The sequence below is a fragment of the Actinophytocola sp. genome, assembly GCF_036402745.1.
Taxonomy (GTDB): domain Bacteria; phylum Actinomycetota; class Actinomycetes; order Mycobacteriales; family Pseudonocardiaceae; genus Actinophytocola.
This window is the reverse complement of the sequence record NZ_DASWSJ010000423.1, coordinates 1-22,548: the sequence shown is the minus strand read 5'-3', so window position 1 is coordinate 22,548 and position 22,548 is coordinate 1. Positions and strand designations below refer to the sequence as shown.

Annotated in this window: 22 protein-coding genes; 10 read left to right on the top strand and 12 right to left on the bottom strand. The window is 72.3% G+C overall.

What is annotated here, in order from left to right:
- Nucleotides 1-42: 42 nt before the first annotated feature.
- The gene (locus tag VGD70_RS36655) at nt 43-1,068 is read right to left on the bottom strand and encodes a multicopper oxidase domain-containing protein (protein WP_331089747.1); all 1,026 of its coding nucleotides are present in this window, start codon (nt 1,066-1,068) and stop codon (nt 43-45) included.
- A 535-nt stretch (nt 1,069-1,603) separates the two neighbouring features.
- Here VGD70_RS36655 and VGD70_RS36650 point away from each other — a divergent pair.
- From VGD70_RS36650 to VGD70_RS36640, 3 genes are read left to right on the top strand one after another with little or no spacing between them, the layout of a single operon-like run.
- Nucleotides 1,604-1,969: a hypothetical protein gene (locus VGD70_RS36650; protein WP_331089745.1), complete on the top strand. Its 366-nt coding sequence runs from the start codon at nt 1,604-1,606 to the stop codon at nt 1,967-1,969.
- A gap of 54 nt (nt 1,970-2,023) precedes the next feature.
- Nucleotides 2,024-4,264, top strand: coding sequence for a protein translocase subunit SecD (gene secD, locus VGD70_RS36645; RefSeq protein WP_331089743.1), 2,241 nt, complete (start codon nt 2,024-2,026; stop codon nt 4,262-4,264).
- Nucleotides 4,265-4,318: 54 nt separating this feature from the next.
- Nucleotides 4,319-5,776 (top strand): peptide MFS transporter, encoded by a 1,458-nt coding sequence (locus VGD70_RS36640; protein WP_331089741.1) that lies wholly within the window; start codon nt 4,319-4,321, stop codon nt 5,774-5,776.
- Here VGD70_RS36640 and VGD70_RS36635 read toward each other — a convergent pair.
- Complete coding sequence (locus tag VGD70_RS36635; RefSeq protein ID WP_331089739.1) at nt 5,757-6,539, bottom strand: class I SAM-dependent methyltransferase; 783 nt, start codon at nt 6,537-6,539, stop codon at nt 5,757-5,759. The two genes, VGD70_RS36640 and VGD70_RS36635, sit on opposite strands and share 20 nt — an antisense overlap.
- Nucleotides 6,540-6,687: 148 nt before the next feature.
- Between VGD70_RS36635 and VGD70_RS36630 the strand changes: the two genes are divergently transcribed.
- A complete protein-coding gene (locus VGD70_RS36630) occupies nt 6,688-7,071 on the top strand; it encodes a hypothetical protein (RefSeq protein WP_331089737.1) in 384 nt (127 codons plus the stop codon).
- Between the two features lie 240 nt (nt 7,072-7,311).
- Here the strand turns inward: VGD70_RS36630 and VGD70_RS36625 are convergent, their stop codons facing one another.
- The 8 genes from VGD70_RS36625 to VGD70_RS36590 all read right to left on the bottom strand — a co-directional run bounded on the left by VGD70_RS36625 (nt 7,312) and on the right by VGD70_RS36590 (nt 14,623).
- Complete coding sequence (locus VGD70_RS36625) at nt 7,312-8,145, bottom strand: zinc-binding dehydrogenase (protein ID WP_331089735.1); 834 nt, start codon at nt 8,143-8,145, stop codon at nt 7,312-7,314.
- A gap of 302 nt (nt 8,146-8,447) precedes the next feature.
- Complete coding sequence (locus VGD70_RS36620) at nt 8,448-9,224, bottom strand: Fpg/Nei family DNA glycosylase (RefSeq protein WP_331089733.1); 777 nt, start codon at nt 9,222-9,224, stop codon at nt 8,448-8,450.
- 175 nt (nt 9,225-9,399) lie between these two features.
- Nucleotides 9,400-10,554, bottom strand: a complete 1,155-nt coding sequence (locus VGD70_RS36615; RefSeq protein WP_331089731.1) for an NAD-dependent formate dehydrogenase — start codon at nt 10,552-10,554, stop codon at nt 9,400-9,402.
- Nucleotides 10,555-10,693: 139 nt separating this feature from the next.
- Nucleotides 10,694-11,197 (bottom strand): helix-turn-helix transcriptional regulator, encoded by a 504-nt coding sequence (locus VGD70_RS36610; protein WP_331089729.1) that lies wholly within the window; start codon nt 11,195-11,197, stop codon nt 10,694-10,696.
- 18 nt (nt 11,198-11,215) lie between these two features.
- Nucleotides 11,216-12,268, bottom strand: coding sequence for an ABC transporter ATP-binding protein (locus VGD70_RS36605; protein WP_331089727.1), 1,053 nt, complete (start codon nt 12,266-12,268; stop codon nt 11,216-11,218).
- On the bottom strand, nt 12,265-13,020 hold the full coding sequence (gene modB, locus VGD70_RS36600; RefSeq protein WP_331089725.1) for a molybdate ABC transporter permease subunit: 756 nt from the start codon (nt 13,018-13,020) through the stop codon (nt 12,265-12,267). Before modB ends, VGD70_RS36605 begins: the two co-directional genes overlap by 4 nt.
- Nucleotides 13,021-13,391: 371 nt before the next feature.
- Nucleotides 13,392-14,225, bottom strand: coding sequence for a molybdate ABC transporter substrate-binding protein (gene modA / locus VGD70_RS36595; RefSeq protein WP_331089723.1), 834 nt, complete (start codon nt 14,223-14,225; stop codon nt 13,392-13,394).
- Nucleotides 14,225-14,623, bottom strand: coding sequence for a helix-turn-helix transcriptional regulator (locus VGD70_RS36590; RefSeq protein ID WP_331089721.1), 399 nt, complete (start codon nt 14,621-14,623; stop codon nt 14,225-14,227). Before VGD70_RS36590 ends, modA begins: the two co-directional genes overlap by 1 nt.
- A 142-nt stretch (nt 14,624-14,765) precedes the next feature.
- On the opposite strand from VGD70_RS36590, the gene VGD70_RS36585 reads away from it, so the two are divergent.
- Nucleotides 14,766-15,656 carry a TIGR03619 family F420-dependent LLM class oxidoreductase gene (locus tag VGD70_RS36585; protein ID WP_331089719.1) on the top strand — a complete coding sequence of 297 codons (891 nt, stop codon included), beginning with the start codon at nt 14,766-14,768 and terminating at the stop codon, nt 15,654-15,656.
- Here VGD70_RS36585 and VGD70_RS36580 read toward each other — a convergent pair.
- Entirely contained in the window at nt 15,628-16,557 is a 930-nt protein-coding gene (locus VGD70_RS36580; RefSeq protein WP_331089718.1) for a ribonuclease Z, read from the bottom strand. The genes VGD70_RS36585 and VGD70_RS36580 overlap by 29 nt on opposite strands.
- A gap of 97 nt (nt 16,558-16,654) precedes the next feature.
- On the opposite strand from VGD70_RS36580, the gene VGD70_RS36575 reads away from it, so the two are divergent.
- The 3 genes from VGD70_RS36575 to VGD70_RS36565 are packed head-to-tail and all read left to right on the top strand — an operon-like array spanning nt 16,655 to nt 19,704.
- Nucleotides 16,655-17,722, top strand: coding sequence for an alpha/beta hydrolase (locus tag VGD70_RS36575; RefSeq protein WP_331089716.1), 1,068 nt, complete (start codon nt 16,655-16,657; stop codon nt 17,720-17,722).
- Nucleotides 17,722-18,447, top strand: a complete 726-nt coding sequence (locus VGD70_RS36570; protein ID WP_331089714.1) for an esterase family protein — start codon at nt 17,722-17,724, stop codon at nt 18,445-18,447. Before VGD70_RS36575 ends, VGD70_RS36570 begins: the two co-directional genes overlap by 1 nt.
- Before the next feature lie 9 nt (nt 18,448-18,456).
- Nucleotides 18,457-19,704, top strand: coding sequence for a hypothetical protein (locus tag VGD70_RS36565; RefSeq protein ID WP_331089711.1), 1,248 nt, complete (start codon nt 18,457-18,459; stop codon nt 19,702-19,704).
- 137 nt (nt 19,705-19,841) lie between these two features.
- On the opposite strand, the gene VGD70_RS36560 is transcribed toward VGD70_RS36565, so the two are convergent.
- On the bottom strand, nt 19,842-20,354 hold the full coding sequence (locus VGD70_RS36560) for a hypothetical protein (RefSeq protein WP_331089709.1): 513 nt from the start codon (nt 20,352-20,354) through the stop codon (nt 19,842-19,844).
- A gap of 204 nt (nt 20,355-20,558) precedes the next feature.
- Between VGD70_RS36560 and VGD70_RS36555 the strand changes: the two genes are divergently transcribed.
- Both VGD70_RS36555 and VGD70_RS36550 read left to right on the top strand, forming a co-directional pair.
- Nucleotides 20,559-21,719: an MFS transporter gene (locus tag VGD70_RS36555; protein ID WP_331089707.1), complete on the top strand. Its 1,161-nt coding sequence runs from the start codon at nt 20,559-20,561 to the stop codon at nt 21,717-21,719.
- Nucleotides 21,720-21,793: 74 nt separating this feature from the next.
- Nucleotides 21,794-22,387 carry a maleylpyruvate isomerase family mycothiol-dependent enzyme gene (locus VGD70_RS36550; RefSeq protein WP_331089705.1) on the top strand — a complete coding sequence of 198 codons (594 nt, stop codon included), beginning with the start codon at nt 21,794-21,796 and terminating at the stop codon, nt 22,385-22,387.
- The last annotated feature ends 161 nt before the right edge of the window (nt 22,388-22,548 follow it).

Sequence of the window (22,548 nt, the reverse complement as noted above, 5' to 3'; positions counted from 1 at the left end):
TCCTTCATTGGTGGTTGGGATTGTCTGGAAGGTCGTGCTGGCTCAGCTGTGGCCGGCGTGCGCACCGCCGCTCTGGGGCTGCGCCATGGGATGGGTGTGGTTGTGGAAGCGGTCGATCGCCTCCTGAGCGCCGGCGGGCATGCTGCCGTCCGGGTTGCGGACGAGGAAGATGCCGGACATCCCGCCGTCGGAGTGGAACTGGACGTGGCAGTGGTACATCCACGCGCCCGGCCCGACGCCCTCGCCCGCGAGCACCTGGAAGCCGAACGAGCTGCCGGGGTCGAGGTTCCGGTTGTCGATCACCTGGCTGTGGTCGACGTCGCCGCGCAGCATGCCGGTGCGGGTGTCGGCCCAGCGGTGCGCGTGCAGGTGGAAGGTGTGCGGTTGGTTGCCGTGTCCGATGCAGACGAACTCGACCCGCTCGCCCTGCCGGGCCTCGAACATCGGGGTGTCCGGGGCCATCTTGTTGTTGATCGTCATCTCGTTGAACACGACCGTGAACTGCTTGTCCGGCAACAGGTCGCCGGCCTTGCGCACGATCAGGCCGCCGTAGAGGCCCTTCGCGATGCCGCCGGTGCCGTGGTCGGTGCCCATGGCGTGGTCGTGGTAGTGCCAGTAGCCGGCGCTGCCGGGCATGTAGAAGCCGCCGCTGGCCTTGTACTGCGCGCGGGTGCGCCAGACGTAGGTGCGGGTCTCGCCCGGCGCGTTGAACGAGGCGTTGAGCGGGGCGCCGTCGGAGTTGGTGTCGTAGTTGACGCCGTGCGGGTGGATCGACAGGCGCTGGGTCGTGTTGTTGACGAGCTCGATCTCGAGGGTGTCGCCCTCGTAGATCTCCAGCAGTGGGCCGGGGATCGTGGCCTCACCGGGCGCCAGGCCGTAGCCGAACAGGCCGTTGGGCAGGGCTTCCGCGTAGATGGTGATCTTGCGGAGCTTGCTCTTGGGCTGACCTTGGGCGACGGCGAAGGGCGCGGCCGCGCCACCGACCGCGATCGGGGCGACGAGGCCCACGGCGGCGCCGGCCAGCATGGAGCGGCGCGACCACCGGCCTGGTTGAGGGCTTTCGTCCATCGTGGATCTCCATTCGGGGCACAGGGAGGGGTCGGCTGGGTTGATGGAGGCCTGGAGGTCCGGCCGGCGTCGGGGCACGGAGGGACGAGCAGGGTGGGGTGGGGAGATCGGCGGCGTGGCGCACCGTGGATGGCGCGCCGGTCCGCGGACGGCGCACGACTGTGGAACCCTCGTGCCCGTGCGGTGACATCCGTTGTCACGCTGCCTCGCCTTTCGACCCGGCGTCTGGAGCCGGGCTGGCCCTCGGTGGCTTAGCCGCTTCCGACCAAACGTGTCGAACTTATGTCGCCCAGCAACAAAAGTTAAGAGGCCGAATGGCCTAATAGGTGACCTACGGCACCGATCCGGACCGTCTGAGCTGCGTTGTTACCCTGTGTTAGTTCAGCCATTGACCGAATGCGTTCGGGACAGAACGGGCGCCGGGCGCAGTGTCGGGCGTTGTGTCGGGCGGCGGTTTGGATCAAATATGCGCCGACGACGTGCAGGTGAGGCGCGCCCGGCGCCCCTGATCGTCGATCTCGGCTACGGTGCCCCCGTGGACGGGGTCACGAGCACGCGACGCCGGGTGGCGACCGCGCTGCTCGTCGTGGCGCTCGCCGTGTTCGCGCTCGCCACTTCCGCCCACGCCGACGTCCCCGCCGGCTCGCCCGGCGCCATCGTCGTCGGCACCGTCGTCGGCACCGTCGTCGGCACCGCCGACCTCGCGGCGACGACACCGCAGGCGCCGACCCCGCAGCACAACGCGCCCGGCCTCCCCATGGCCGCCGCGGACCCGACCGCCGACCGCACCCTGCCGACGGCGCGTGCGACCGGCCGGCCCGGGACGGCCGGCGCGCGGCCGCCCGCCCACCGGCAGCCGGCGGCCGGCCGGGCACCTCCGGCACGACAGGTGGATCTGTAGCCCACCCGGCACGCGACCACGCGTGCCGCGCATCCCTGTCACCGGAGGAAAACCGTGCCGCGCACAACCGCGCGGCGAGGCCTGCTCACGCGCGCATTCCTGTCGCTCGCCGTCCTCGCCGCCACCACCTACCTGCTCCTGACCACCGCCCCGCGCCTCGGCCTCGACCTGCGCGGCGGCACCCAGCTCGTCCTCGAGACCCGCGACTCGCCGACCACAAAGGCCGACGCGGCGTCCACCGACCGCACGCTCGAGGTGCTCCGCCGCCGGGTCGACGCGCTCGGCGTCGCCGAGCCGATGCTCGCCCGCACCGGCACGAACCGGATCGTCGTCGAGCTGCCCGACGTCCGTGATCCCGCCGAGGCGGTGGCGGTGATCGGCCGCACCGCCGCGCTGAGCTTCCACCCCGTCCTCGGTCCGGCCGCGACACCGGAGCGGGTCCTGCCCGACGAGTCCGGCCAGGGGCTGCCGCTCGGCGGGGCCGCGCTCAGCGGCGACGGCGTCACCGACGCCAGGGCGTCACGCGACCCACAAGGCGCGGGCTGGGTCGTCGGCATCGAGTTCCGCGACGGCGACGCCTGGCAGCGGCTCACCGCCGACGCCGCGTGCGCGCCACCCGGCGACCCGGCCCGGCGGGTCGCCATCGTGCTCGACGACGAGGTGATCTCCTCGCCGCAGGTCGACCCGTCGGTCGGCTGCGGCGTCGGCATCCTCGGCGACAGCACCCAGATCACCGGCCGCTTCTCCCAGGCCGAGGCACGCGACCTGGCGCTGCTGGTGACCGCGGGCGCGCTGCCGGTGCCGGTCGACGTGGCCGAGCAGCGGACCGTCGGCCCGACGCTCGGCGCCGAGGCGATCGAGGTCAGCGCGCGGGCCGCGGTGATCGGGCTCGCGCTGATCGCGGCGTTCCTCGTCGCGGTCTACCGGCTCGCCGGGCTGGTCGCGGTGGTCGCGCTGGTGGGCTACGCGGCGGTGTCCTACGCGGCGCTGCTCGCGATCGGCGCGACGCTGACCCTGCCCGGGCTCGCGGGGTTCGTGCTGGCGATCGGCATGGCGGTCGACGCGACGGTCCTGGCGTTCGAGCGCGCCCGCGAGGTCGGCGGGTTCCTGCCGCGGGCGGCCGATCGCGGGTTCCGTGGCGCACTGCCGGCGATCGTGGACTCGAACGTCACCACGTTGCTGGCGGCGGGCCTGCTGTTCCTGCTGGCGTCCGGGCCGGTGCGCGGGTTCGGCGTGACGCTGACCGTCGGCGTGCTCGCGTCGATGTTCACCTCGCTGGTGCTCACCAGGCTGCTGCTGGTGCTGACGCTGAGCTCGCCGCTGGGCCGGTGGCCCGTCCTGAGCGGTCTCGCGCACGAGGGCCGGGTGCGCCGCTGGGTGCACCGGCGCAGCCCGGACTTCCTGTCCCGGCCCCGGCGCTGGCTCACCGGTGCCCTCGTGGCGGTGGGGCTGGCGCTCGCCGGGCTGGTCGTCGTGGGGCCGAACCTCGGCGTCGAGTTCACCGGCGGGCGGATGCTCGAGTACGCCGTCCAGGGAGCCAATGTCGACGAGGTGCGCGACGCAGTGGCCGACGCGGGGTTCCCGCGGGCGGTCGTGCAGCTGTCCGACGGTGCGGTGACGGTGCGGACCGAGCCGGTCGGCGAGGCGGCGGTGGCGCGGATCCAGGAGGCGGTCGCGTCGGTCGCGGGGCCGGCGGAGGAGGTGCGGGACGAGCGGATCGGGCCGAGCCTGGGGGCGGAGCTGCGGGTGCGGGCGCTGGTCGCGCTGGGGCTGGCGGTGGTGACGCAGCTGATCTATCTCGCGGTGCGGTTCGACTGGCGGCTCGGGCTCGCGGTCGTCGCCGCGCTCGCCCAGGACGTGGTGCTGGTGCTGGGCATCTTCGCGTGGCTGGGCAAGACGATGGACGGCGTGTTCCTCGCGGCGCTGCTGACGGTGATCGGCTACTCGGTGAACGACTCGGTGGTCGTGTTCGACCGGGTGCGGGAGCTGCGTGGGCAGCGCCGGCGCGAGCCGTTCGCCCGGGTGGTCGGCTCGGCGGTGCTGCAGACCCTGCCCCGCACGGTCAACACGGGCATCGGCGTGCTGTTCGTGCTGGGTGCCCTGCTGTTGCTGGGCGACGGCTCCCTCGCCGACTTCGCCCTGGCGCTGCTGCTGGGTCTGGTCGTCGGCACGGTGTCCACAGTGGCCACCGCGGGTCCGGTGGCCGTCCTGCTGGACCGCAGGTGGCCCGGCGCGGGCCGCCGCCGGACCCCGGCGCCCCGGCCGACTCGCCAGGACCGTGGTGCGGTGGTCTGATCAGGGTTTACCCGGCTGCCCCACCGGGGTAGCCGGGCCCTGAGAGGGGCTGCCATGAGCACGGAAGCACACGTCCGGCGGCAGAAGGGGTTCTTCGGGCACCCACGCGCGCTCGGAACCCTGTTCGGGCTGGAGATGTGGGAGCGGTTCTCGTTCTACGGGATGCAGGGGATCCTCACGATCTACCTGTACTACTCCGCGAGCGAGGGCGGCCTCGGCCTGCCCAAGTCCAGCGCCACGAGCATCGTCGGTGCCTACGGCGGGCTGGTCTACCTGTCCACAGTGGTCGGTGCGTGGCTGGCGGACCGGATCGTCGGCTCCGAGCGGGTGCTGTTCGGCAGCGCCGTGCTGATCATGCTGGGGCACGTCTCGCTGGCGCTGCTGCCCGGGTTCGTCGGCATCGGCGTCGGGCTGGGCGCGGTCGCGCTGGGCAGCGGTGGCCTGAAGGCGAACGCGACCTCGCTCGTCGGCGGGCTGTACGACGAGAAGGACGAGCGGCGGGACGCGGGCTTCTCGATCTTCTACCTGGGCATCAACCTGGGCGCGTTCCTGGGCCCGCTGCTCACCGGGCTCGCCCAGCAGGAGCTCGGCTTCCACTACGGGTTCGGGCTCGCCGCGATCGGCATGGCCATCGGCCTGGTCCAGTATTCGTTCGGCCGCAAGCATCTCGGCCCGGCGGCCGACACCGTGCCCAACCCGCTGCCCGCGGCCCGCCGGCCGGTCGTGCTCGCCGCCGCGCTCGGGGTCGTCGCGGTGATCGTCCTCTGCGTGCTGCTCGGCCTCATCACGGCCGCGAACCTGGCGGCCGTCACGATCGTGGTCATCACGCTCGTGTCGATCGCCTACTTCGCGGTGATCCTGTCCAGCAACCGGATCACCTCGCTCGAGCGCCGGCGGGTGGTCGGGTTCATCCCGATGTTCCTGGCGAGCTTCGTGTTCTTCTCGCTGTTCCAGCAGCAGTTCACGGTGGTGGTGATCTACGTCGACGAGCGGCTCGACCGCAACCTCTTCGGCTGGGAGATGCCGGTGGCGTGGGCGAACGCGATCAACCCGATCTTCATCATCCTGCTCGCGGGGGTGTTCGCCGCGCTGTGGACCAAGCTCGGCCCGCGGCAGCCGTCGACGCCGATGAAGTTCGCGCTCGGCACGATCATCGCCGGGCTCGCGTTCCTGCTCTTCCTGCCGTGGAGCGGGAACACGGGCAACACCACGCCGCTGTACGCGCTGGTGCTGATCCTGCTGCTGTTCACGATCGCGGAGCTGCTGCTGTCGCCGGTCGGGCTCTCGCTCGCGACGAAGCTCGCGCCGGAGGCGTTCCGCACCCAGATGGTGGCGCTGAACTTCCTGTCGGTCGCGCTCGGCACGGCCGCGGCCGGGTTCTTCGCGAGGTACTACAGCCCGGCCGACGAGGCGCCGTACTTCCTCGTCGTGGGTGGCGCCGCCGTGGTCTTCGGCGTGCTGCTGGCGGTGTCGACGCCGGCGATCCGCCGGCTCATGCCGGGGGTCCACTGACCGCGCGGTGCAGGGTGGCGCCGAACTCGAGCTCGATGCCGCCGTCGTCGTGCATCCGCTGGGCGCCCGCGAAGAACGCCTCGCGGAACGCCGTGGCCCGGTCGGCCGGCAGCGCGTCGAGCACCTGCTGGATGCCCTGCAGCTCGAGCCAGGCCCACAGCGCGGCCGGGTCGGGGACGGACTTCGGGATGTCGACCTCGGTGCGGGTGAGCTGGTCGAAGCCGGCCACGGTGAGCAGGGTGTCGAGCTGGTCCGCGGTCATCGGCCCCGGTCCGCCGCCCCGGCCCTCGCCGAAGAACTCGGCGTTCAGGTCGTGCAGCCACTTCAGGCGCCCGACGGTCTGGCGTTCCAGCGACAGCGCCACCGTGCCGCTGGGCGCGAGCACCCGGTGGAACTCCACGAGCGCCGCGGCCGGGTCGTCGAGGACCTGGACGACGAACCCGGCGGTGACGAGGTCGAACGAGCCGTCCGGTAAGTCGAGCCGGCCGGCGTCGAGCTGCCGGACGGTCATCGCCGGGTAGTCCACCCGCAGCCGCTCGACCATGCCGGCGGACGCGTCGACCGCGGTGACCGCGCAGCCGCGGGCGAGCGCGGCCCGGGCCACCGCGCCGCGGCCGGACCCGACGTCCAGCACCCGGTCGCCGGGCCGGGGCGCGGCCAGGTCGACGAGCTGCCGGCCCACGTCGGCGACGTAGAAGAAGATCTCCTCGTAGCGCTCGGCCAACGCGTCGTACTTGCGCCGGCCCGGTTCGGTACTGGTCAACGGCCTCCACCTTCCGGTTGCGGAGTAGCCGCGGGCGGCGATCTACCTCCCGCGGAGTAGCTGAGAAGTAGTCGCGTGCCCGACGACTCGGCGCGCCCGGACTGGGACTCTCTGTGTCGACGGTTGGTCCTACACAGCAGGAGTTCACATGAGTACGCAAGCGCCGGCCACGTCGTCGGCACGGGTCTGGACGATCGCCGGTCTGCTCGTCGGCGCGGTCGGACTCATCGTGCAGAAGCTCGCCGGGATGACCATGCCGGCCGTGCCACCGGGACTCGTCTTCGTCGTGGTGGCCGCGGCCCTGATGCTCACCAAGCTGCGGTGGGCCGGGTTCGTCGCGATTCTCGCCGGCCTGGCGGAGATCGCCGGCTTCTTCGGCAGCGGCTCCGCCACCTGGCTGACGAAGTTCGACGAGCTCGGCAAGATGGCCGGGTCGTGGCTCCGGATCGTCGGCGTGATCACGGCCGTGGTCGCGGGCGTCCTGGCCGTGAAGGCGGCCTACAGCAAGCAGTCTCAGGCGGCTACCGCCTGAGGTCTGCACCGCGCCGGCACCGGTACTCCCCCTCGACCGGTGCCGGCGCATTTTCTTGTCCATCGCGACCCAGCTCATGCGCCGGCCTCCGGTACTCGCGCGAAATTCCCGGCCGACGCTAGCGATGTGCCTGGTCCGAACGGAATGTGTCCATCCAGGGTTCACCTGTTCGGCCGCACCCGCGGTCCCGGAAAATGGCCGGAAGAATTCCTGGGATCACCCGAACGTGGAATTCCGGAATTATCCGGTGATGTCGAGGATCGCCTTGCCGTTGACGCGCCGACCGCGCAGGGCGGCCGCTGCCTCGGCGAAGCTCTCCAGGGAGCCGCGCCAGCCGATCTCCACCGGGAGGTCGCCGGACTCGACGAGTCGTAACAGGTCGGCGAGGTCGCTGCCCACCGGTCCGGCGTTGATGAACGAGGTCAGGGACTTGGCCGGCCCGATCGTCGAGTAGGGCGGGAACACCGCCGGCTCACCCGACGTCCAGCCGATGCTCTGCAGGCTCCCGCCCGGCGCGAGCAACCCCCACGCGGCGACGAGCTGGGATCCCCCGACATTGTCCAACACCAGGTCAACGGGCGTGTGCACGCCGTCGAGCCCCACCACAACCTCGTCGGCGACGACCCCCTCACCACGCGCCGCCGACCCGACCGACGCGATCACATGGGCCCCCGCGAGACCCGCGAGCCGCACCGCGAACCGCCCGACCCCACCGGACGCGCCGGTGACCAGCACCCGCCGGCCGAGCAGCGACCCACCCGCGCGCAGCGCCCGCAGCGCGGCGACCCCCGCCACCGGAAGCGCGGCGGCCTGCGCGAGATCAACCATGGCCGGCACCTCGGCCACGGAGTCCGCGCCGACCACGACCTTGCCCGCGAACGCCCCCGCCGCCAACCCGACGACCCGGGCCCCCGCAGGCAGGATCCCACCGACGACGACCCCGGCGAAGTCCGACCCGAGCACCGCCCCGGCAGGCACCCGCCCGGACTTGGCGTCGTTGAGATCGCCGTAGTTGAGAGACACATGCCGGACGTCGACGAGCACCTCGCCGTCCCCGGCCACAGGCTCAGCCACATCGGCAAGACGCACAGCGTCGGAAGCCGCCGGATCCACGACAAGCGCACGCATCAGAGAACCCTCCCGTTGCCCGATGATCACCGACAACACCCCACCCGACCCAGAGATTCCCCACCCTGCCGAGAATCTCGCCGGTCCGCCGCGCGCCATACCTGACCACACCGACAATCCCGCCGATGTGGATCTTTCCTGTGGACAACCACCTCGCCTGTGGACAACTCCCCGTTTTCGGGGCCTTGGCGCGGCTCTTCGTTCGCCCGCGGTGGTTTCCTCGATGGCATGACACAACGCGAAACCACTCAGTCCGGTTGGCAGCGCGGGCACCACACCGTCCCGCGACCACCCGCCCGCCCGCGCGACAGCGGCGTGCCGCACCGCGGACAGGTCCCGGCCGGGTCGTCCCGGCGGCCGGTCAGCCACGACTTCCGCGGCGGCACCCGGCCCGTCGGCACGGCCTGGCGGATCACCGAGCGCATCCGCGCGTGCAGCCGACCGATCTCCGCGTCGGTCAACGAGGAGGCCTGGCGGCGCGGGTTGATCCTGGCCCGCCACAGGATCTCGTCGGCCAGGAGGTTGCCCAGGCCGCTCAGCAGCGACTGGTCGGTCAGCACCGCCTTCACCTGGCGGCGGCGGGCGCCCAACAGCTCAGCCAGGTCAGCGCGCGTCACCGCGGTCGCGTCCGGCCCGACACCGGTCAGTATCCGGTCCACCGCACTGGCGTCGTCGGCCAGGTGGATGCCTTGCAGCTTGCGCTGGTCGCGGAACCGGAGCTCCCCACCCGGCAACACGAACACCACCCTGTCGTGCGGCTCGCGACCGTCCTCTTCGGACCACACCAGGGTGCCGGTCATGCCGAAGTGGAGCAACAGCGTCGGCCCGCCGGACAGCGGTGCGATCAGCCACTTCCCGTGGCGGCGCGGCTCACCGAGCCGGTGGCCGCGCACCCGCTCGCCGAGCCGCTGGGTGCTCACACCCCGCAGCACCTGCGCGTCGAGCACCTCGACGTCGCGCACCTCGTCGCCGGCGTGCGTGGCCAGCACGCGACGAAACCCCTCCACATCGGGCAGTTCCGGCATCCCACCAGGGTTTCCGCTCGCCCTGGTTCGAAACCGACCGCGCGGGGTGGTCGCACGCGATCACCGATGCGCGGGAGGGCCACGACGACCCGGTCACCGTCGCGGTGACCCGGGTGATCCGCCCCGACCCCACCGACGATCTCGACGGCGGAGAGCGGGGCGGGCGCGAGCATTCCTACGTGCTGTACGAGTGCGCACCAGTGCCGGCGAGCGCGCCGCCGTCGACGATCAGGTACTCGCTCCGGATCGGCGCGCCGGTGAAGTAGGACTCGAGGATCTCCCGCGCGCCGGCGGCGTAGCGGGCCTGCGCGGACAGCGACGAGCCGGAGATGTGCGGGGTCATCCCGTGGTGCGGCATGGTGCGCCACGGATGGTCCGCGGGCGCCGGCTGCGGGTACCAGACATCGCCCGCGTAGCCGGCGAGCTGGCCGCTCTCCAGCGCGCGGACGATCGCGTCCCGGTCGGCGATCAGGCCGCGGGCGGTGTTGATCAGGTACGTGCCGTGGCGCATGGTGCCCAGCAACTCGTCGTCGAACATGCCCCGGGTCTCCGGGTGCAGGGGCGCGTTCACCGTCACCACGTCGCAGTTCGGGACCATCTCGCGGGCCGTCTCGTGGAACGTGAGGTTCAGCTCCGACTCCACCTCGGCGGGCAGCCGGTGCCGGTCGGTGTAGTGCAGCCGCACGTCGAACGGCGCGAGCCTGCGCAGCACCGCGAGGCCGATCCGGCCGGCGGCCACCGTGCCGACGTCCATGCCCTCGAGGTCGTAGGAGCGGGCCACGCAGTCGGCGATGTTCCAGCCGCCGTCGAGCACCCACTGGTGGGACGGGAGGTAGTTGCGCACCAGCGACAGGATCATCATCACCACGTGCTCGGCCACGCTGATGCTGTTGCTGAACGTCACCTCGGCCACGGTCACGCCGTGCTTGATGGCGGCGTCCAGATCGACGTGGTCGGAGCCGATCCCGGCGGTCACGGCCAATTTCAGGTTGGGCGCCTTCGCGATTCGCTCGGCGGTGAGATAAGCCGGCCAGAATGGCTGGGAAATCACGATCTCGGCGTCCGGGAGATGCCGCTCGAACACCGAGTCGGGGCCGTCCTTGTCCGACGTCACCACCAGCTCGTGACCGAGCCGCTCGAGGAACGAGCGCAGGCCCAGCTCGCCGGAGACGCTGCCCACGAGCTCGCCCGGGGTGAAGTCCAAGCCGGACGGGCTGGGCAGCGTCTGCCCGCCGGGATATCCGGCGATCCGCGGCACGGTGGGCCGGGCGTATTCCTTCGGGTATCCGTTCACGGGGTCGTCGTAGAGAACGCAGAGCACCTTGGCCATCATTGCCTCCGCATTTGTCGCGTCGTTGCTCCTCCTACATTTCTCGCTTTACCCGGTCACCCGCAAGGGATTCGTCGCGCACGTTTTCGATGCACCGATAACGGCGGTGAATTACTTATCGCGTCATAACTGCGCGGAATCAGCGGATCTCGTCCAGGAAGTGGAGGGCGGCGCTCGCGTTGTTGTGGCGCCAGGTCAGCAGGACGGCCTCGAAGCCCTTGCGCTGGTCGCGTTCCGCGGCGATGGCCTCCACGATCGGCGCCAGCATCGCGCGCTGGGCGCCCAGCAGCGCGGTCGGGTCGAGGTCGCGACGGTCCAGCAACGCCAGCTTCATGAGGAGGTGAGAACGCAGCTGCCGCACGTGTGGCACCGGCTGGGACAGCCACTCGTCCACCGCTGAGACGCCCGCGGGGCTGATCGTGTAGATCGTGCGCTGGGGGCCAGGACCGGACTCGACCGCCGAGGGCGCCACGAGCGACGCCTCGGCCAGGCGGGACAACGCCCGGTAGATCACCGGACGGGGTAGCTGCCACACCCGGCCCAGCTCTCCGGACGGCGCGGTGAGCGCGGCGATCGCGAAGCCGTGCGCCGGCCCTTCGCGCAACACGGCCAGCACCGTCCACTCCGGCAACGCCCAGTCCATGCGCGCGAGCGTAGAGCGTCACGCCGGGTAGGTGGTCGTCTCCGTCGCCTTCACGGTCGCCCACAGCCGGGTGCCCGGGGTGAGGCGCAGCTCGGCGACCACGGCGGGGGTGATGTCGGCCAGCACCGGCGGGGCGCCGTCGAGCCGGACGCGCACGGTGTGGGCGTGCTGCTCGAGGTCGGCGATCGTCACGGGCCAGCTGTTGCGGGGACTTCCGACGGGCGTCGACGGGTGCAGGCTCACCGCGGTCGGCGGGAAGGCCACGTACACGGCGCCGGTCGCCGGCTCGGCGGTCGTGAACCGGCCGCCCTGCGCCAGGTCCACGACCGTCCCAGAAGCGGTGCCGCGGTAGAGGTTCAGGCCGACCAGGTGCGCGACGTAGTCCGTGCGCGGCTGGCGCGCGACCTCGGCCGGCGGGCCCTCCTGGACGACGCGGCCCTCCTCGATGATCACGATCCGGTCCGCCAGGACCATCGCGTCGAGCGGGTCGTGGGTGACGAGCAGCGTGTGGCCCGGGTACTCGTCGAGGTGCCGGCCCAGCTCGGACCGGATGTGCAGGCGGTTGCTCGCATCGAGCGCGGCGAGCGGCTCGTCCAGGAGCAACAGCCCTGGGTCGGTCGCCAACGCGCGGGCCAGGGCCACCCGCTGCGCCTGCCCGCCGGACAGCGACCGCGGCCGGGTGCCCTCGAAGGAGGAGAGCCCGACCTTCGCCAGCCACTCCCGCGCGCGAGCCCGGGCGAACGCGCGGGGCGCCCCCTGCGCACGCAGGCCGAACGCGACGTTCTCGAGCGCGGACATGTGGTGGAACAGTAGGTAGTCCTGGAACACGACGCCGGCGAAGCGCTCCTCGGCGGGGACGAACACCCGCGGCGGCTCGTCCCACACGACGTCGTCGAGCCGGATGACGCCCTCGGTGACCGGCAGCAAGCCGGCCAGCGCACGCAGCGCGGTCGTCTTGCCGGCGCCGTTCGGGCCGAGCAGGGCGACCACCTCGCCCGGCTCGACGGTCAGCTCGACGTCGAGCTGGAAGCCGGAGTCGCGGGTGATGAGCAGGTCGGCGTGCAGGGTCATGTGACTCCGCTGATCCAGCGGTCGCGCAGGCTCACCAGGACCACCACCGACACGAGGAGGAGCACGATGCTGAGCACGATCGCAGCGCCCGGATCGGTCTCGAGGGCGAGGTACACGGCCAGTGGCATGGTCGTGGTCCTGCCAGGGAAGTTGCCGGCGAAGGTGATCGTCGCGCCGAACTCGCCCAGTGCCCGGGCCCAGCACAGCACCGTCCCGGCCACCACACCGGGCGCGATCGACGGCAGTGTCACCCGGCGAAACGTCAGCCAGCGCGACGCGCCGAGGGTCGCCGCCGCCTCCTCGTACCGCGGGTCCGCGGCCCGCAACGCCCCCTCGACCGAGATGACGAGGAACGGCATCGCCACGAACGCCTCGGCCACCACCACCCCGGTCGTGGTGAACGGGAGCGAGATGCCGAACCACTCGTGCAGGTACTGGCCGAGCAGCCCCCGCCGCCCGAGCACCAGCAGCAACGCGACCCCGCCGACCACGGGAGGCAGCACGAGCGGCACCGTCACCAGCGCGCGCAGCACCCCGCGCCCGGGCAGCTCGCTGCGCGCGAGCAGCCACGCGAGCGGCACACCCAGCAGCAGACAGACGACCGTGGCGAGACTCGCGCACACGAGCGACAGCGTCAGCGCCTGCCCGACCGAAACGGAGAACAACTGCTCGGTGAGCGTCCCCCACGGTGCGCGAACGAGCAGCCCGGCAAGCGGAACAACGAGAAAGGCGAGCCCCACGACAGCAGGCACGGCGAGGACGGCCGGAAGCCGCCCCCGCCGCCGCCCCCGCCGAAAAGCACCACGCCGCGAACCACCACCGCCCCGGGAGACTTCGCGCCGCGAACCCCCACCCCGCGAACTACCACCCCGCGAACCCCCGCGCTGGGAAGCACCGCCCTGGGAAGCACCGCGCACGAAACCACTACGCCGCGAGCCTTCGGCCCGCGAAGCACTCCCCCGCGACACACCCTCCCGCGACACACCCTCCCGCGGCGCACTCCCCCGCGGCGCACCCTCCCGCGAAGCACCCGGCGGGGAGACCCGTGGCAGGGAGGCACCCGGCTGGGAAGTGCTCGGCGCAGGGGTGTCCCCCGTCTGGTCGGGTGGGTCGGGGCGGTCGGTCACGGCCCGTCGAAGCCGGCTTTGGTCAGGACCGCGCGGCCCTTGCCGGACAGGACGAAGGCGACGAAGGCCTTGGCGCCGGTGGCGTTCGGGGCCTCGGCCAGGGGGACGATCGGGTAGCTGTTGACCGCCTTGGCGGACTCGGGGAACTCGATGCCCTCCACCTTGTCGCCCGCGGACTGGACGTCCGTCTTGTACACGAGGGCCGCGTCGACCTCGCCGAGTTGGACCTTTGTCAACACAGCCTTCACGTCCTGCTCGAGCGTGTCCGGCTTGGCGGTGATGCCCGCCGCGTCGAGCGCCTTCTTCGCGGCCGCGCCGCACGGGACCTGCTCGGCGCACAGGGCGATCTTCTTGTCGTCCTTGGCGAAGTCCGCGAGACCGGTGATACCGCCGGGGTTGCCCGCGGGCACGGCGATCATCAGCGTGTTGCGCGCGAACGTGGTCGGCTCGCCGGTGGCCGCGCCGGCGTCGGTCACCTGCTTCATGTTGGTCGGCGACGCCGAGGCGAACACATCGGCCGGCGCGCCCTCGTTGATCTGCTTGGCGAGCGCCGAGCTGCCGCCGAAGTTGAAGGTGACCTTCGCGTCCGGGTTGGCGGCCTCGAACTGCTTGCCGAGCTCGGTGAACGACTCGGTGAGCGACGCCGCCGCGAACACGGTCACCTCTCCGCTGACGGTGCTGGCCGCGCCCGACGACGTGTTGTTCGGCGCGTCGTTGGCCGGTGTGTCCTGCGAGCCGCATCCCGCCAGGGACGCGACGAAGACAGCTGCCAGCGCCGCCACCCGCAGCGAGCGGGCGCGGGCGCGAACGTTCAACACAGGGCGGGTCATCAGGTCTCCGGAATCTCGACGACAACGTGGGTGGACTTGATCGAGGCGACAGCGACGCTGCCCGGCTCGAGCCCGAGCTCCTCGGCTGCCTCCCTGCTCATCAGGGACACCAGCCGAAACGGCCCGGCCTGCATCTCGACCTGGGCCATCACGCCGTCCTTGACGACGCGGGTCACGATGCCCCGCATGCGGTTGCGCGCCGACGCGGCGACGGTGATCCCGGGCTCCGGGGCCTCGGCCTGCCGCTGGACGAACGCGGCGAGCTCGCTGCCCTCGACGGCCATCCGCCCGTTGTCCCCCTGCGCGGCGGGCAGCCGGCCCATGTCGACCCAGCGCCGCACGGTGTCGTCGCTGACGCCCAGCAGGTCGGCGGCCTCGCTGATCCGCAGCTTTGGCATGCCGGGCATCCTATCCCCGCAGATGCGGGTCCAGTGCCAGCGGCAACCAGATGTTGCGGAACCGTGGCTCAGCGATCATGGTTCGCCGGCCTGGCGCGAATCGCGCGGCCGGGGTCCGCCGGCCGTGCCCTAGGTTGGGGCTATGAAGATCGGACTCGGGGCGCCGGTGTCCGGCGCGTGGGCCACGCCGGAGAACCTCGGGCGGTTCGCCGCCCGCGCGGAGGAGCTGGGCTACGACTCGCTGTGGACGTTCCAGCGGCTGCTGGTCGGCGCCGACGACCGGCTCGACGCCGTCTATCAGAGCGTGCTCGACCCCGTGCTCGCCCTCACCTACGCCGCCGCGCACACGTCGCGGATCCGGCTCGGCGTGGCGCTGCTGAACCTGCCGTTCGTGTCGCCGGTCGTCGTCGCCAAGCAGGCGGCCACGCTCGACGTGCTCAGCCACGGGCGGCTCGACCTGGGCCTGGGCACCGGCTGGTCGCCCACCGAGTTCACCGCGACCGGCGCGGACAAGGCGCGCCGGGGCGCGCGGGCCGAGGAGTACGTCCAGGTGCTGCGCACGCTCTGGAACGACGACGTGGCCTCCTTCGACGGCGAGTTCTACACGGTGCCGCCCAGCCGGATGGCGCCGCGGCCCGTCCAGCCGGGCGGCCCGCCGATCCTGCTCGGCGGCGCCGTCCCGGCCGCGCTGGAGCGGGCCGGCCGGCTCGCGGCCGGCTGGATGAGCCGCAGCGCCACCGACCTCGACCGGATCCACGACGACATCACGATCGTCCGGGCCGCGGCACCCGATCCGGACGCGGTCCGCGTCGTGGTGCGGGGCGTGGTCAAGGCCGGCGCGCCGCGCGAGGGCCGGCTCACCGGCTCCTACGACGACATCCGCGCGGACGCCGAGTGGCTCGGCGAGCAGGGCGTGACCGAGCTGTACTACGACCTCAACTGGGACGACCAGGTCGGGAACCCGGACGTGCCGGTGGCGGCGGCCACCGAGCGGGCGGCGGAGATCATCGAGGCGCTCGCCCCGCGCGGCTAGGGACGGGGACGCGGGTGAGGTCCTCGGCGACGACGATGTCGCCGTCGAAGATCGCGGCGGCCTCGTCGTGGAAGCGGGCCGGGTCGGTGTAGCGGCTGGAGAAGTGGGTGAGCACGAGCCGCCGGACCCCGCACTCGGCGGCGACCCTGGCGGCCTGCGCGGCGGTGAGGTGGCCGTAGTCGGCGGCGAGCGCGGCATGCTCGTCGAGGAAGGTCGACTCGATGACGAGCAGGTCGGCGCCGTCGGCGAGCTCGAAGACCCCGTCGCAGAGCCGGGTGTCCATGACGAACGCGAACCGCTGGCCTGCCCGGGGCTCGCTCACCTCGTCGACCCGGACCAGCCCGTCGCCACGCCGCAGGACGCCTTCCCGTTGCAGCAGGCCGATGTCCGGCCCGCTGATGTCCAAACGGGACAGTTCGGCGGGCAGCATGCGCCGGCCGTCGGGCTCGACGAGGCGGTAGCCGAAGCAGTCGATCCGGTGGTCGAGCCGGCGTGCCTCGAGCGTGCCGAACGGGCCCGCCGCCAGCGGTCCGTCGTCGTCGACGGGTTCCTCGAGCAGCTCGGCGATCTCGTGGAACGAGGCCGCGTACCGCAGCCGCCGGAAGAACTCCGCGCCCGAGGCCGGGTAGTGCGCGTGGACGGGGTGCGCGACGCGGTCGAGCGAGAGCCGCTGCACGATGCCCGGCAGGCCAAGGCAGTGGTCGCCGTGGAAGTGGGTGATGCAGATGTGGTCGATGTCGTTGGCGGCGACGCCGGCGAGGAGCATCTGCCGCTGCGTCCCCTCGCCGGGGTCGAACAGCAGACCGAGCCCGTCCCAGCGGAGCAGGTAGCCGTTGTGGTTGCGGTACCGGGTCGGCGCCTGGCTGCCGGTCCCCAGCACCACCAGCTCGCGAGTCGACACGGCCGCACCATAGATGACTTCGCGGGCAGGTGTCTGCCGACCTCCGGCGCTTGACGCGGCCCGGCGGCGGTCGTTGGAATGGGCCGGTGATCGCCACGTGAGCGTCGACGCGGAGCCACTGGTCAGTGCGGACTCGGTGACCTTCCGGCTGCCGGACGCCGAGGCCGGCGGCGGGCCGACGCTGGACGGGGCCCGGCTCCTGCCGGCGCTCTCCCTGCCCGGCAAGGAGTTCGACTTCGCCTACGCGGACGGCGCCTGGCAGCTCACGCTCGACCGCCCACCCGTGTGGCGCATGGAGTACACGCTCCAGCTGCGCCACCCCGCCGGCGACCTCGAGGAGATCTGCGACCCCGGCAACCCGCTGCGCGCGCCCGGTGCGTTCGGCGACAAGTCGGTCGTCGAGTTCCCCGGCTACACCGCGCCGGGCTGGCTCACCGCCGAACGCGCCGACGGCGCCCGCATCGACCTCGCCATCCCCGCCCCGGCCCTCGACCGGGAGATCGACGCCCAGATCTGGACACCCGCCGAGCCCGACGAGCCCCTCCCGCTGCTGGTCGCGCACGACGGGCCCGAGTACGACCGGCTCGCCGGGCTCACCGACTTCGTCGCCGCGCTCGTCGCCGAGGGCCGGCTCCCCCGCTGCCGGGTCGCGCTCCTCGCGCCCGGCCACCGCGACGAGGAGTACGCCGCCAACCCCTGGTACGCGGCGACCCTGCACCAGCGGATCCTGCCGGCGCTGCGGAACACGGTCGCGGTGACCGGGCCGGTCGTCGGCATGGGGGCGAGCCTCGGCGGGCTCGCGATGCTGCACGCGCAGCGTGCCCTGCCGGACCTGTTCGGCGGGCTGTTCCTGCAGTCGGCGTCGTTCCTCACGATCGAGCTCGACCCGCAGGAGCAGGGCCGGTTCAGCCGGTTCGCCCAGGTCAGCACGTATGTGGCCAAGGTTCGGGCGGAGGGCGCGCCGGTCGAGACCGTGCCGGCCGTGCTCACCTGCGGGCTCGCCGAGGAGAACCTGGCCAACAACCGGCAGCTGGCGCTGACCCTGGCCGCGCACGGCTACGACGTGAAGCTCGTCGAGGTCCCCGACGCGCACAACCACATCGGCTGGCGGGACGCGTTCGACCCCGCGCTCACCGACCTCCTCCACGACGTCTGGGACGCCTAATGCGCCGCGACCAGTACGAGATCGGCGGCGGCACGGTCATCGCCTACGGGCACTACGGCCGGCCGTTCCTCGTGTTCCCGGCCGAGCAGGGCCGCGCGTGGGACTTCGAGAGCAACGGCATGATCGACACGGTCCGCCCGCTGCTCGACGACGGCCGGGCCAAGCTCTACTGCGTCGACTCGCACGACGCGGCCTCCTGGTCCGACCGGTCGGTGCCGCTGGAGGAACGCGCGCACCAGCACGGCGTCTACGAGCGGTGGATCGTCGACCAGGTCGTGCCGAGCATCCACGCCGACTGCGGCGGCCCGCGGGAGATCGCCACCGCCGGCTGCTCACTCGGCGCGTTCCACGCCGTCCTCTTCGGACTGCGCCGGGCCGACCTGTTCCCGGTGGCCATCGGCATGTCCGGCAACTACGACCCGTCGACCTGGCACGGCTGGGGCGAGCGCGGGGACGCCGCCTACTTCACCAACCCCGTCGACTTCGTCCCGCACCTGGACGGCGACCACCTGGACTGGCTGCGCGAGCGGCTGTCGGTCCTGCTCGTCGTCGGCCAGGGCCAGTGGGAGGACTCGACCGGCTCGCTGCCCTCGACCCGGCACCTCGCGGACGTGTTGCGGGCCAAGGGTCTGCGCTGCGAGCTCGACGTCTGGGGACACGATGTCCCGCACGACTGGCCGTCCTGGCGGGCGCAGCTCGCCCACCACCTGCCCCGGTTCTGTTGAGGAGGATCCGTGCCTGACCGCACCGAACACCTGCTGGGCCTGCTGCTGGGGACCGAGGAGGACTGGCCGCGCGCGTTCGAGGAGCTGGTCCGCCGGCTCGGTCCGGTGCGCGACGGGGCCGGGCGCGAGCACACGCTGGGCACCGAGCGGATCACCATCGAGCCGTTCGACCTGCGCGCCAGGCCGCGCTACGACCTGGTGATCGACCGGCTCGCGTACTGGTACTACGTGCCCCGCGAGTGGCTCAAGAAGGTCGCGCTGATGGACGACGTGTACCTGCTGAACAGCCCGTTCACCTTCCAGTCCATGGAGAAGCACGCGGCGTACTGCGCGATGATCCGGCTGGGACTCAAGGTGCCGGACACGTGGCTGGTGCCGTACAAGAACCCCGTCGACAACGCCCGGTACGCCTACACCGCGGCGCGCTACAACCAGCCGTTCGACCTCGACGAGATCGCCTCGCGCATCGGCTTCCCGCTCTACATGAAGCCCTACGACGGCGGCGCGTGGCGCGGGGTGTCGCGGGTCAAGGACCCCGCGACGCTGCACCAGGCCTACGACCAGTCCGGCGAGATGCTGATGCACCTGCAGGCATCCGTCGAGGGGTACGACGTGTTCGCCCGGTCGCTGACCATCGGGCCGGACAGCATGGTGATGAAGTTCCGGCCCGACCAGCCGATGCACGACCGCTACGCCGTGGACCACGAGTTCCTGTCCCCGGCGGCCGGGGAGGAGGTGCTGACGATCTCGCGGCTGATCAACGCCTTCTTCCGCTGGGAGTTCAACTCCTGCGAGAGCCTCGTCGTCGACGGGGCCGTGCACCCCATCGACTACGCGAACGCCTGCCCGGACATCTCGATCACCTCGCTGCACTACTACTTCCCGTGGGCGATCTCGACGCTGCTGAAGTGGTCGGTGTACTGCGCGGTGTCGGGCCGGCGGCCGCGGCTGGACCTGGACACGTCGACCTACTTCGACGTCGCGGACTCCGCCCGCTCGTACCCGGAGAAGCTCACGGAGTACCGCCGCCTGGCCGACGACTACTTCGAAACGGAGCGGTACCAGGACTTCTGCGCGACCTCCTTGTCCACTGTGGACGAGATCGTGCGGGACTGGGTCGGCTCCCCCGCCTTCGACGACCTGCTCGTGGAGACCGTGCGCAGCACCTACCCACCCGCCGAGCACGACCGGTTCGTGGCGCACTTCCGCGGCCTGCTGGGCCTGTGGGTGCACGACAACGTCCCCGCCGGCCGGTAACGCGGCGGGGTCCACGGCCGGGCGGCTCGCCGTCGCGCACGAGACAGTGCCGATCGACGAGGCCGGCCCGGCGTGGCAGCGGCAGGCAGACGGGGTAGCGGCGGGCCGAGTCGTGCCCACCCCTTCTTGATGGACGGCTAGTGAACGCTGCCTTCCTCGACGTCGCCGCCAAGCCTGCCGCTGAGCTCTTCGAGGTACTCCTTGGACCTTCCGGACAACGCCCACCGCTCACCGACGAGGTAGACGCCGCCGTACATCTGGGACATCTCGAGCCAGGCCCGCTGCCCCTCGGCGGTGTCGAAGTCGAGGAGCACCAACGGCGACCCGGCCACGGTGCAGGTGGCCTGCCGGAAGTCGGCCGCCTTGCCGCCGAGCTTGGCGGTACAGCCCATCGCGGCGGCGAGCTGCCGCACGGTCATGGGCCTGGCGGGTTTGGCCGGCTTCGCGGGTGCGGCGGGTGTCGAGGTGGCCGCGGGCATGCCGGCCATGTCATGCGCGGCCGGCCGCGCGCCGGCCGGCGCGCCCCGGGACCCCGTCCCACCGACGATCAGCGCGAGGACGGCCACCAACGCCACGACCGCGAGGCCGGCCACGACCACCGACGTCATGAACAGCCGGCGCTCCACCACGGGACGAGGTGCGTTGGTCACGAACTCAGATACGGATCCCACGGCACCGGCGTTCAAAGTTCCCCGGACGATCGGGCGCAGACGCTGACCGCGGACGGCACGTGGTCGGTGGTGATCTTCAACCACACCGACGACGTGCGCCCGCACCGGTACGGCTTCACCGTCGGCTGATCTTGGTACCGTCGGTCCCCGGACGAACGGGGGCCGGGGCTGCGAAACCGTACGGTGCTGCTGGTCGCGCTGGGGGTCGACAACTTCGGGTCGGGCCTGTTCCTGCCCCTGCCGGTCCTGTACGCGACCCGCGTCGTGGGCCTGCCGGTCGGCGTCGCGGGTGTCGTGATCACCATCGGCACGGCGGTCGGCTTCCTCGTGCCGCCGCTGGCCGGCCGGCTCGTCGACCGGGTCGGACCGCGGGTGGTGGTCATCGCCTCGCAGCTGGGCCAGGCCGCGGGCGCGTTCGCCTACCTCGTGGCGGACGGGGTCGCGGTCCTGCTCGTGGCGGCGGTGTTGCTGGCGGCCGGGCAGCAGGCGTTCTACAGCTCGCTGTTCGCGTTGATCGCCGACACCGCCGGGCAGGGGCCGAAGGACAAGCCGTTCGCGGTGGTGGCGATGGTGCGTGCGGCGTGCTTCGGGCTGGGCGGGCTGGTGGTGAGCGTGGCGCTGGCCGGGGCCGGGCCGGCCGGGCTGCGGATCGCGGTGGCGGCGGACGCGGTCAGCTTCCTCGTCGCGGCCGCGCTCCTGGCTTTCTGGTTGCGCGTGCCGGTGGTGCGCCACCCCGCTCCCCCGGCGTCGGCCGGTGTGCTGCGGAACCGGCCGTACCTGTCGCTGATCGTGGTCACCGCGGTGTTCTCGGTGGGCGTGGACTTCTTCCTCGTCGCCATCCCGGTCTACGTGCTGGAGATCCTGGCCGGCCCGGCGTGGCTGCCGGGCGCGATGCTGGCCCTGCTGACCGCGGCGCGGAGCGTGGCCGGTACCGCCGTCCTGCACTGGACCCGCCGGCTCACCCGCACGGCGTCGATGGTCTGGGGTGCGGCCGGTTACGTCGTGTGGTGCCTGATGTCGCTGGCGGCGATGCTGGTCCCGGCCGGCTGGCTGCCGGCGTTCCTGCTGCTCACGGTGGTGCCGATCGCCGCGGCCAACCTGGTCAGCGCCCGCGCCAACGCGCTCGCGGAGGCGGCCGCGCCACCCGCGCTGCGCGGGCGCTACCTGGCGGCGTTCCAGTACGCGTTCACCGCGGCGGGGGTGGCGGCGCCGGGCGTGGTGGCGTTGTTCGCGCTCGGCGGGTGGGTGCCGTGGCTGGTCGTGGCCGCGTGCTCGGCCGTGGCCGGGGTGGCGCTGCCGGTCCTGGCCCGGCACCTGCCGCGGGACGCGGTGGCCGGAAACTGAGTGGGGCCTGTCGAGTCGGGGTGGTGCCGATCGTCATTTCTCTTGTGAGTACCACCAGAGGAAGGGAATCGGCGATGGAGACGATGGAGCGCTACCGGCGCGCGCAGGACGGGTTCGACGCGACGCTGGCCGCGATGCCGGCGGGCAGGTGGGACGCGCCGTCGATGTGTAGCGAGTGGACGGTGCGGGACGTGGCCGGGCACGTGGTCTGGGGGCAGGAGCAGCTGCGCGCGTGGGCGACCGGGGCGGAGTACGCGGTGTCGACGGGCGCGCCCGGGTCGCCGCATCCGGGTGAGCTGGCCGGCGCCGACCCGCTGGCGACGTGGCGCGAGGCCCGGGCGGCCGGGGACGCGACGCTGACCCCGGAGACCCTCGCCCGGCTGACCGCGATCCCCGGCCTGGGCGAGGTGTCGATGGCGGCGGTGGTGACGCTGCTGACCACCGACCTCCTGGCGCACTCGTGGGACATCGGGCACGCGCTGGGGCTGTCCGTGCCGCTGGACCAGACGCTGATCCCGGGGTCCTTCGAGTGGGCCCGCGCGAACGTGCTGCGCCGGCCGGGTTTCTTTGGTCCGGAGCTGACCCCGCCGGCCGGCACCGACGACGTCGAAGAGGTGCGCTGGCTGGCGTTTCTCGGCCGCGCCGCCTGGCAGCCGGTCCCGGCCTAGCCGAGACCGCCGGTGCGGGAGGGCCGTGGCTCCTCCCGCACCGTCGCGTCACGACTGTGGCTGGAAGAGGCTGAACGGCGTGCGCTGGTCGTCCTGGCAGTGCACGACCCGGCCGGTGTCGGGGATGTCCTGCACGGCCTCGCTGGTGCCGCCCAGCTCGT

What these genes read in the sequence shown, in the direction of transcription:
- VGD70_RS36655 (WP_331089747.1), bottom strand. Translation starts at nt 1,068, where the DNA reads ATGGACGAAAGCCCTCAACCAGGCCGGTGGTCGCGCCGCTCCATGCTG.
- VGD70_RS36640 (WP_331089741.1), top strand. Translation starts at nt 4,319, where the DNA reads ATGAGCACGGAAGCACACGTCCGGCGGCAGAAGGGGTTCTTCGGGCAC.
- VGD70_RS36630 (WP_331089737.1), top strand. Translation starts at nt 6,688, where the DNA reads ATGAGTACGCAAGCGCCGGCCACGTCGTCGGCACGGGTCTGGACGATC.
- VGD70_RS36620 (WP_331089733.1), bottom strand. Translation starts at nt 9,224, where the DNA reads ATGCCGGAACTGCCCGATGTGGAGGGGTTTCGTCGCGTGCTGGCCACG.
- VGD70_RS36615 (WP_331089731.1), bottom strand. Translation starts at nt 10,554, where the DNA reads ATGGCCAAGGTGCTCTGCGTTCTCTACGACGACCCCGTGAACGGATAC.
- VGD70_RS36610 (WP_331089729.1), bottom strand. Translation starts at nt 11,197, where the DNA reads ATGGACTGGGCGTTGCCGGAGTGGACGGTGCTGGCCGTGTTGCGCGAA.
- VGD70_RS36605 (WP_331089727.1), bottom strand. Translation starts at nt 12,268, where the DNA reads ATGACCCTGCACGCCGACCTGCTCATCACCCGCGACTCCGGCTTCCAG.
- modA (WP_331089723.1), bottom strand. Translation starts at nt 14,225, where the DNA reads ATGACCCGCCCTGTGTTGAACGTTCGCGCCCGCGCCCGCTCGCTGCGG.
- VGD70_RS36590 (WP_331089721.1), bottom strand. Translation starts at nt 14,623, where the DNA reads ATGCCAAAGCTGCGGATCAGCGAGGCCGCCGACCTGCTGGGCGTCAGC.
- VGD70_RS36585 (WP_331089719.1), top strand. Translation starts at nt 14,766, where the DNA reads ATGAAGATCGGACTCGGGGCGCCGGTGTCCGGCGCGTGGGCCACGCCG.
- VGD70_RS36570 (WP_331089714.1), top strand. Translation starts at nt 17,722, where the DNA reads ATGCGCCGCGACCAGTACGAGATCGGCGGCGGCACGGTCATCGCCTAC.
- VGD70_RS36550 (WP_331089705.1), top strand. Translation starts at nt 21,794, where the DNA reads ATGGAGACGATGGAGCGCTACCGGCGCGCGCAGGACGGGTTCGACGCG.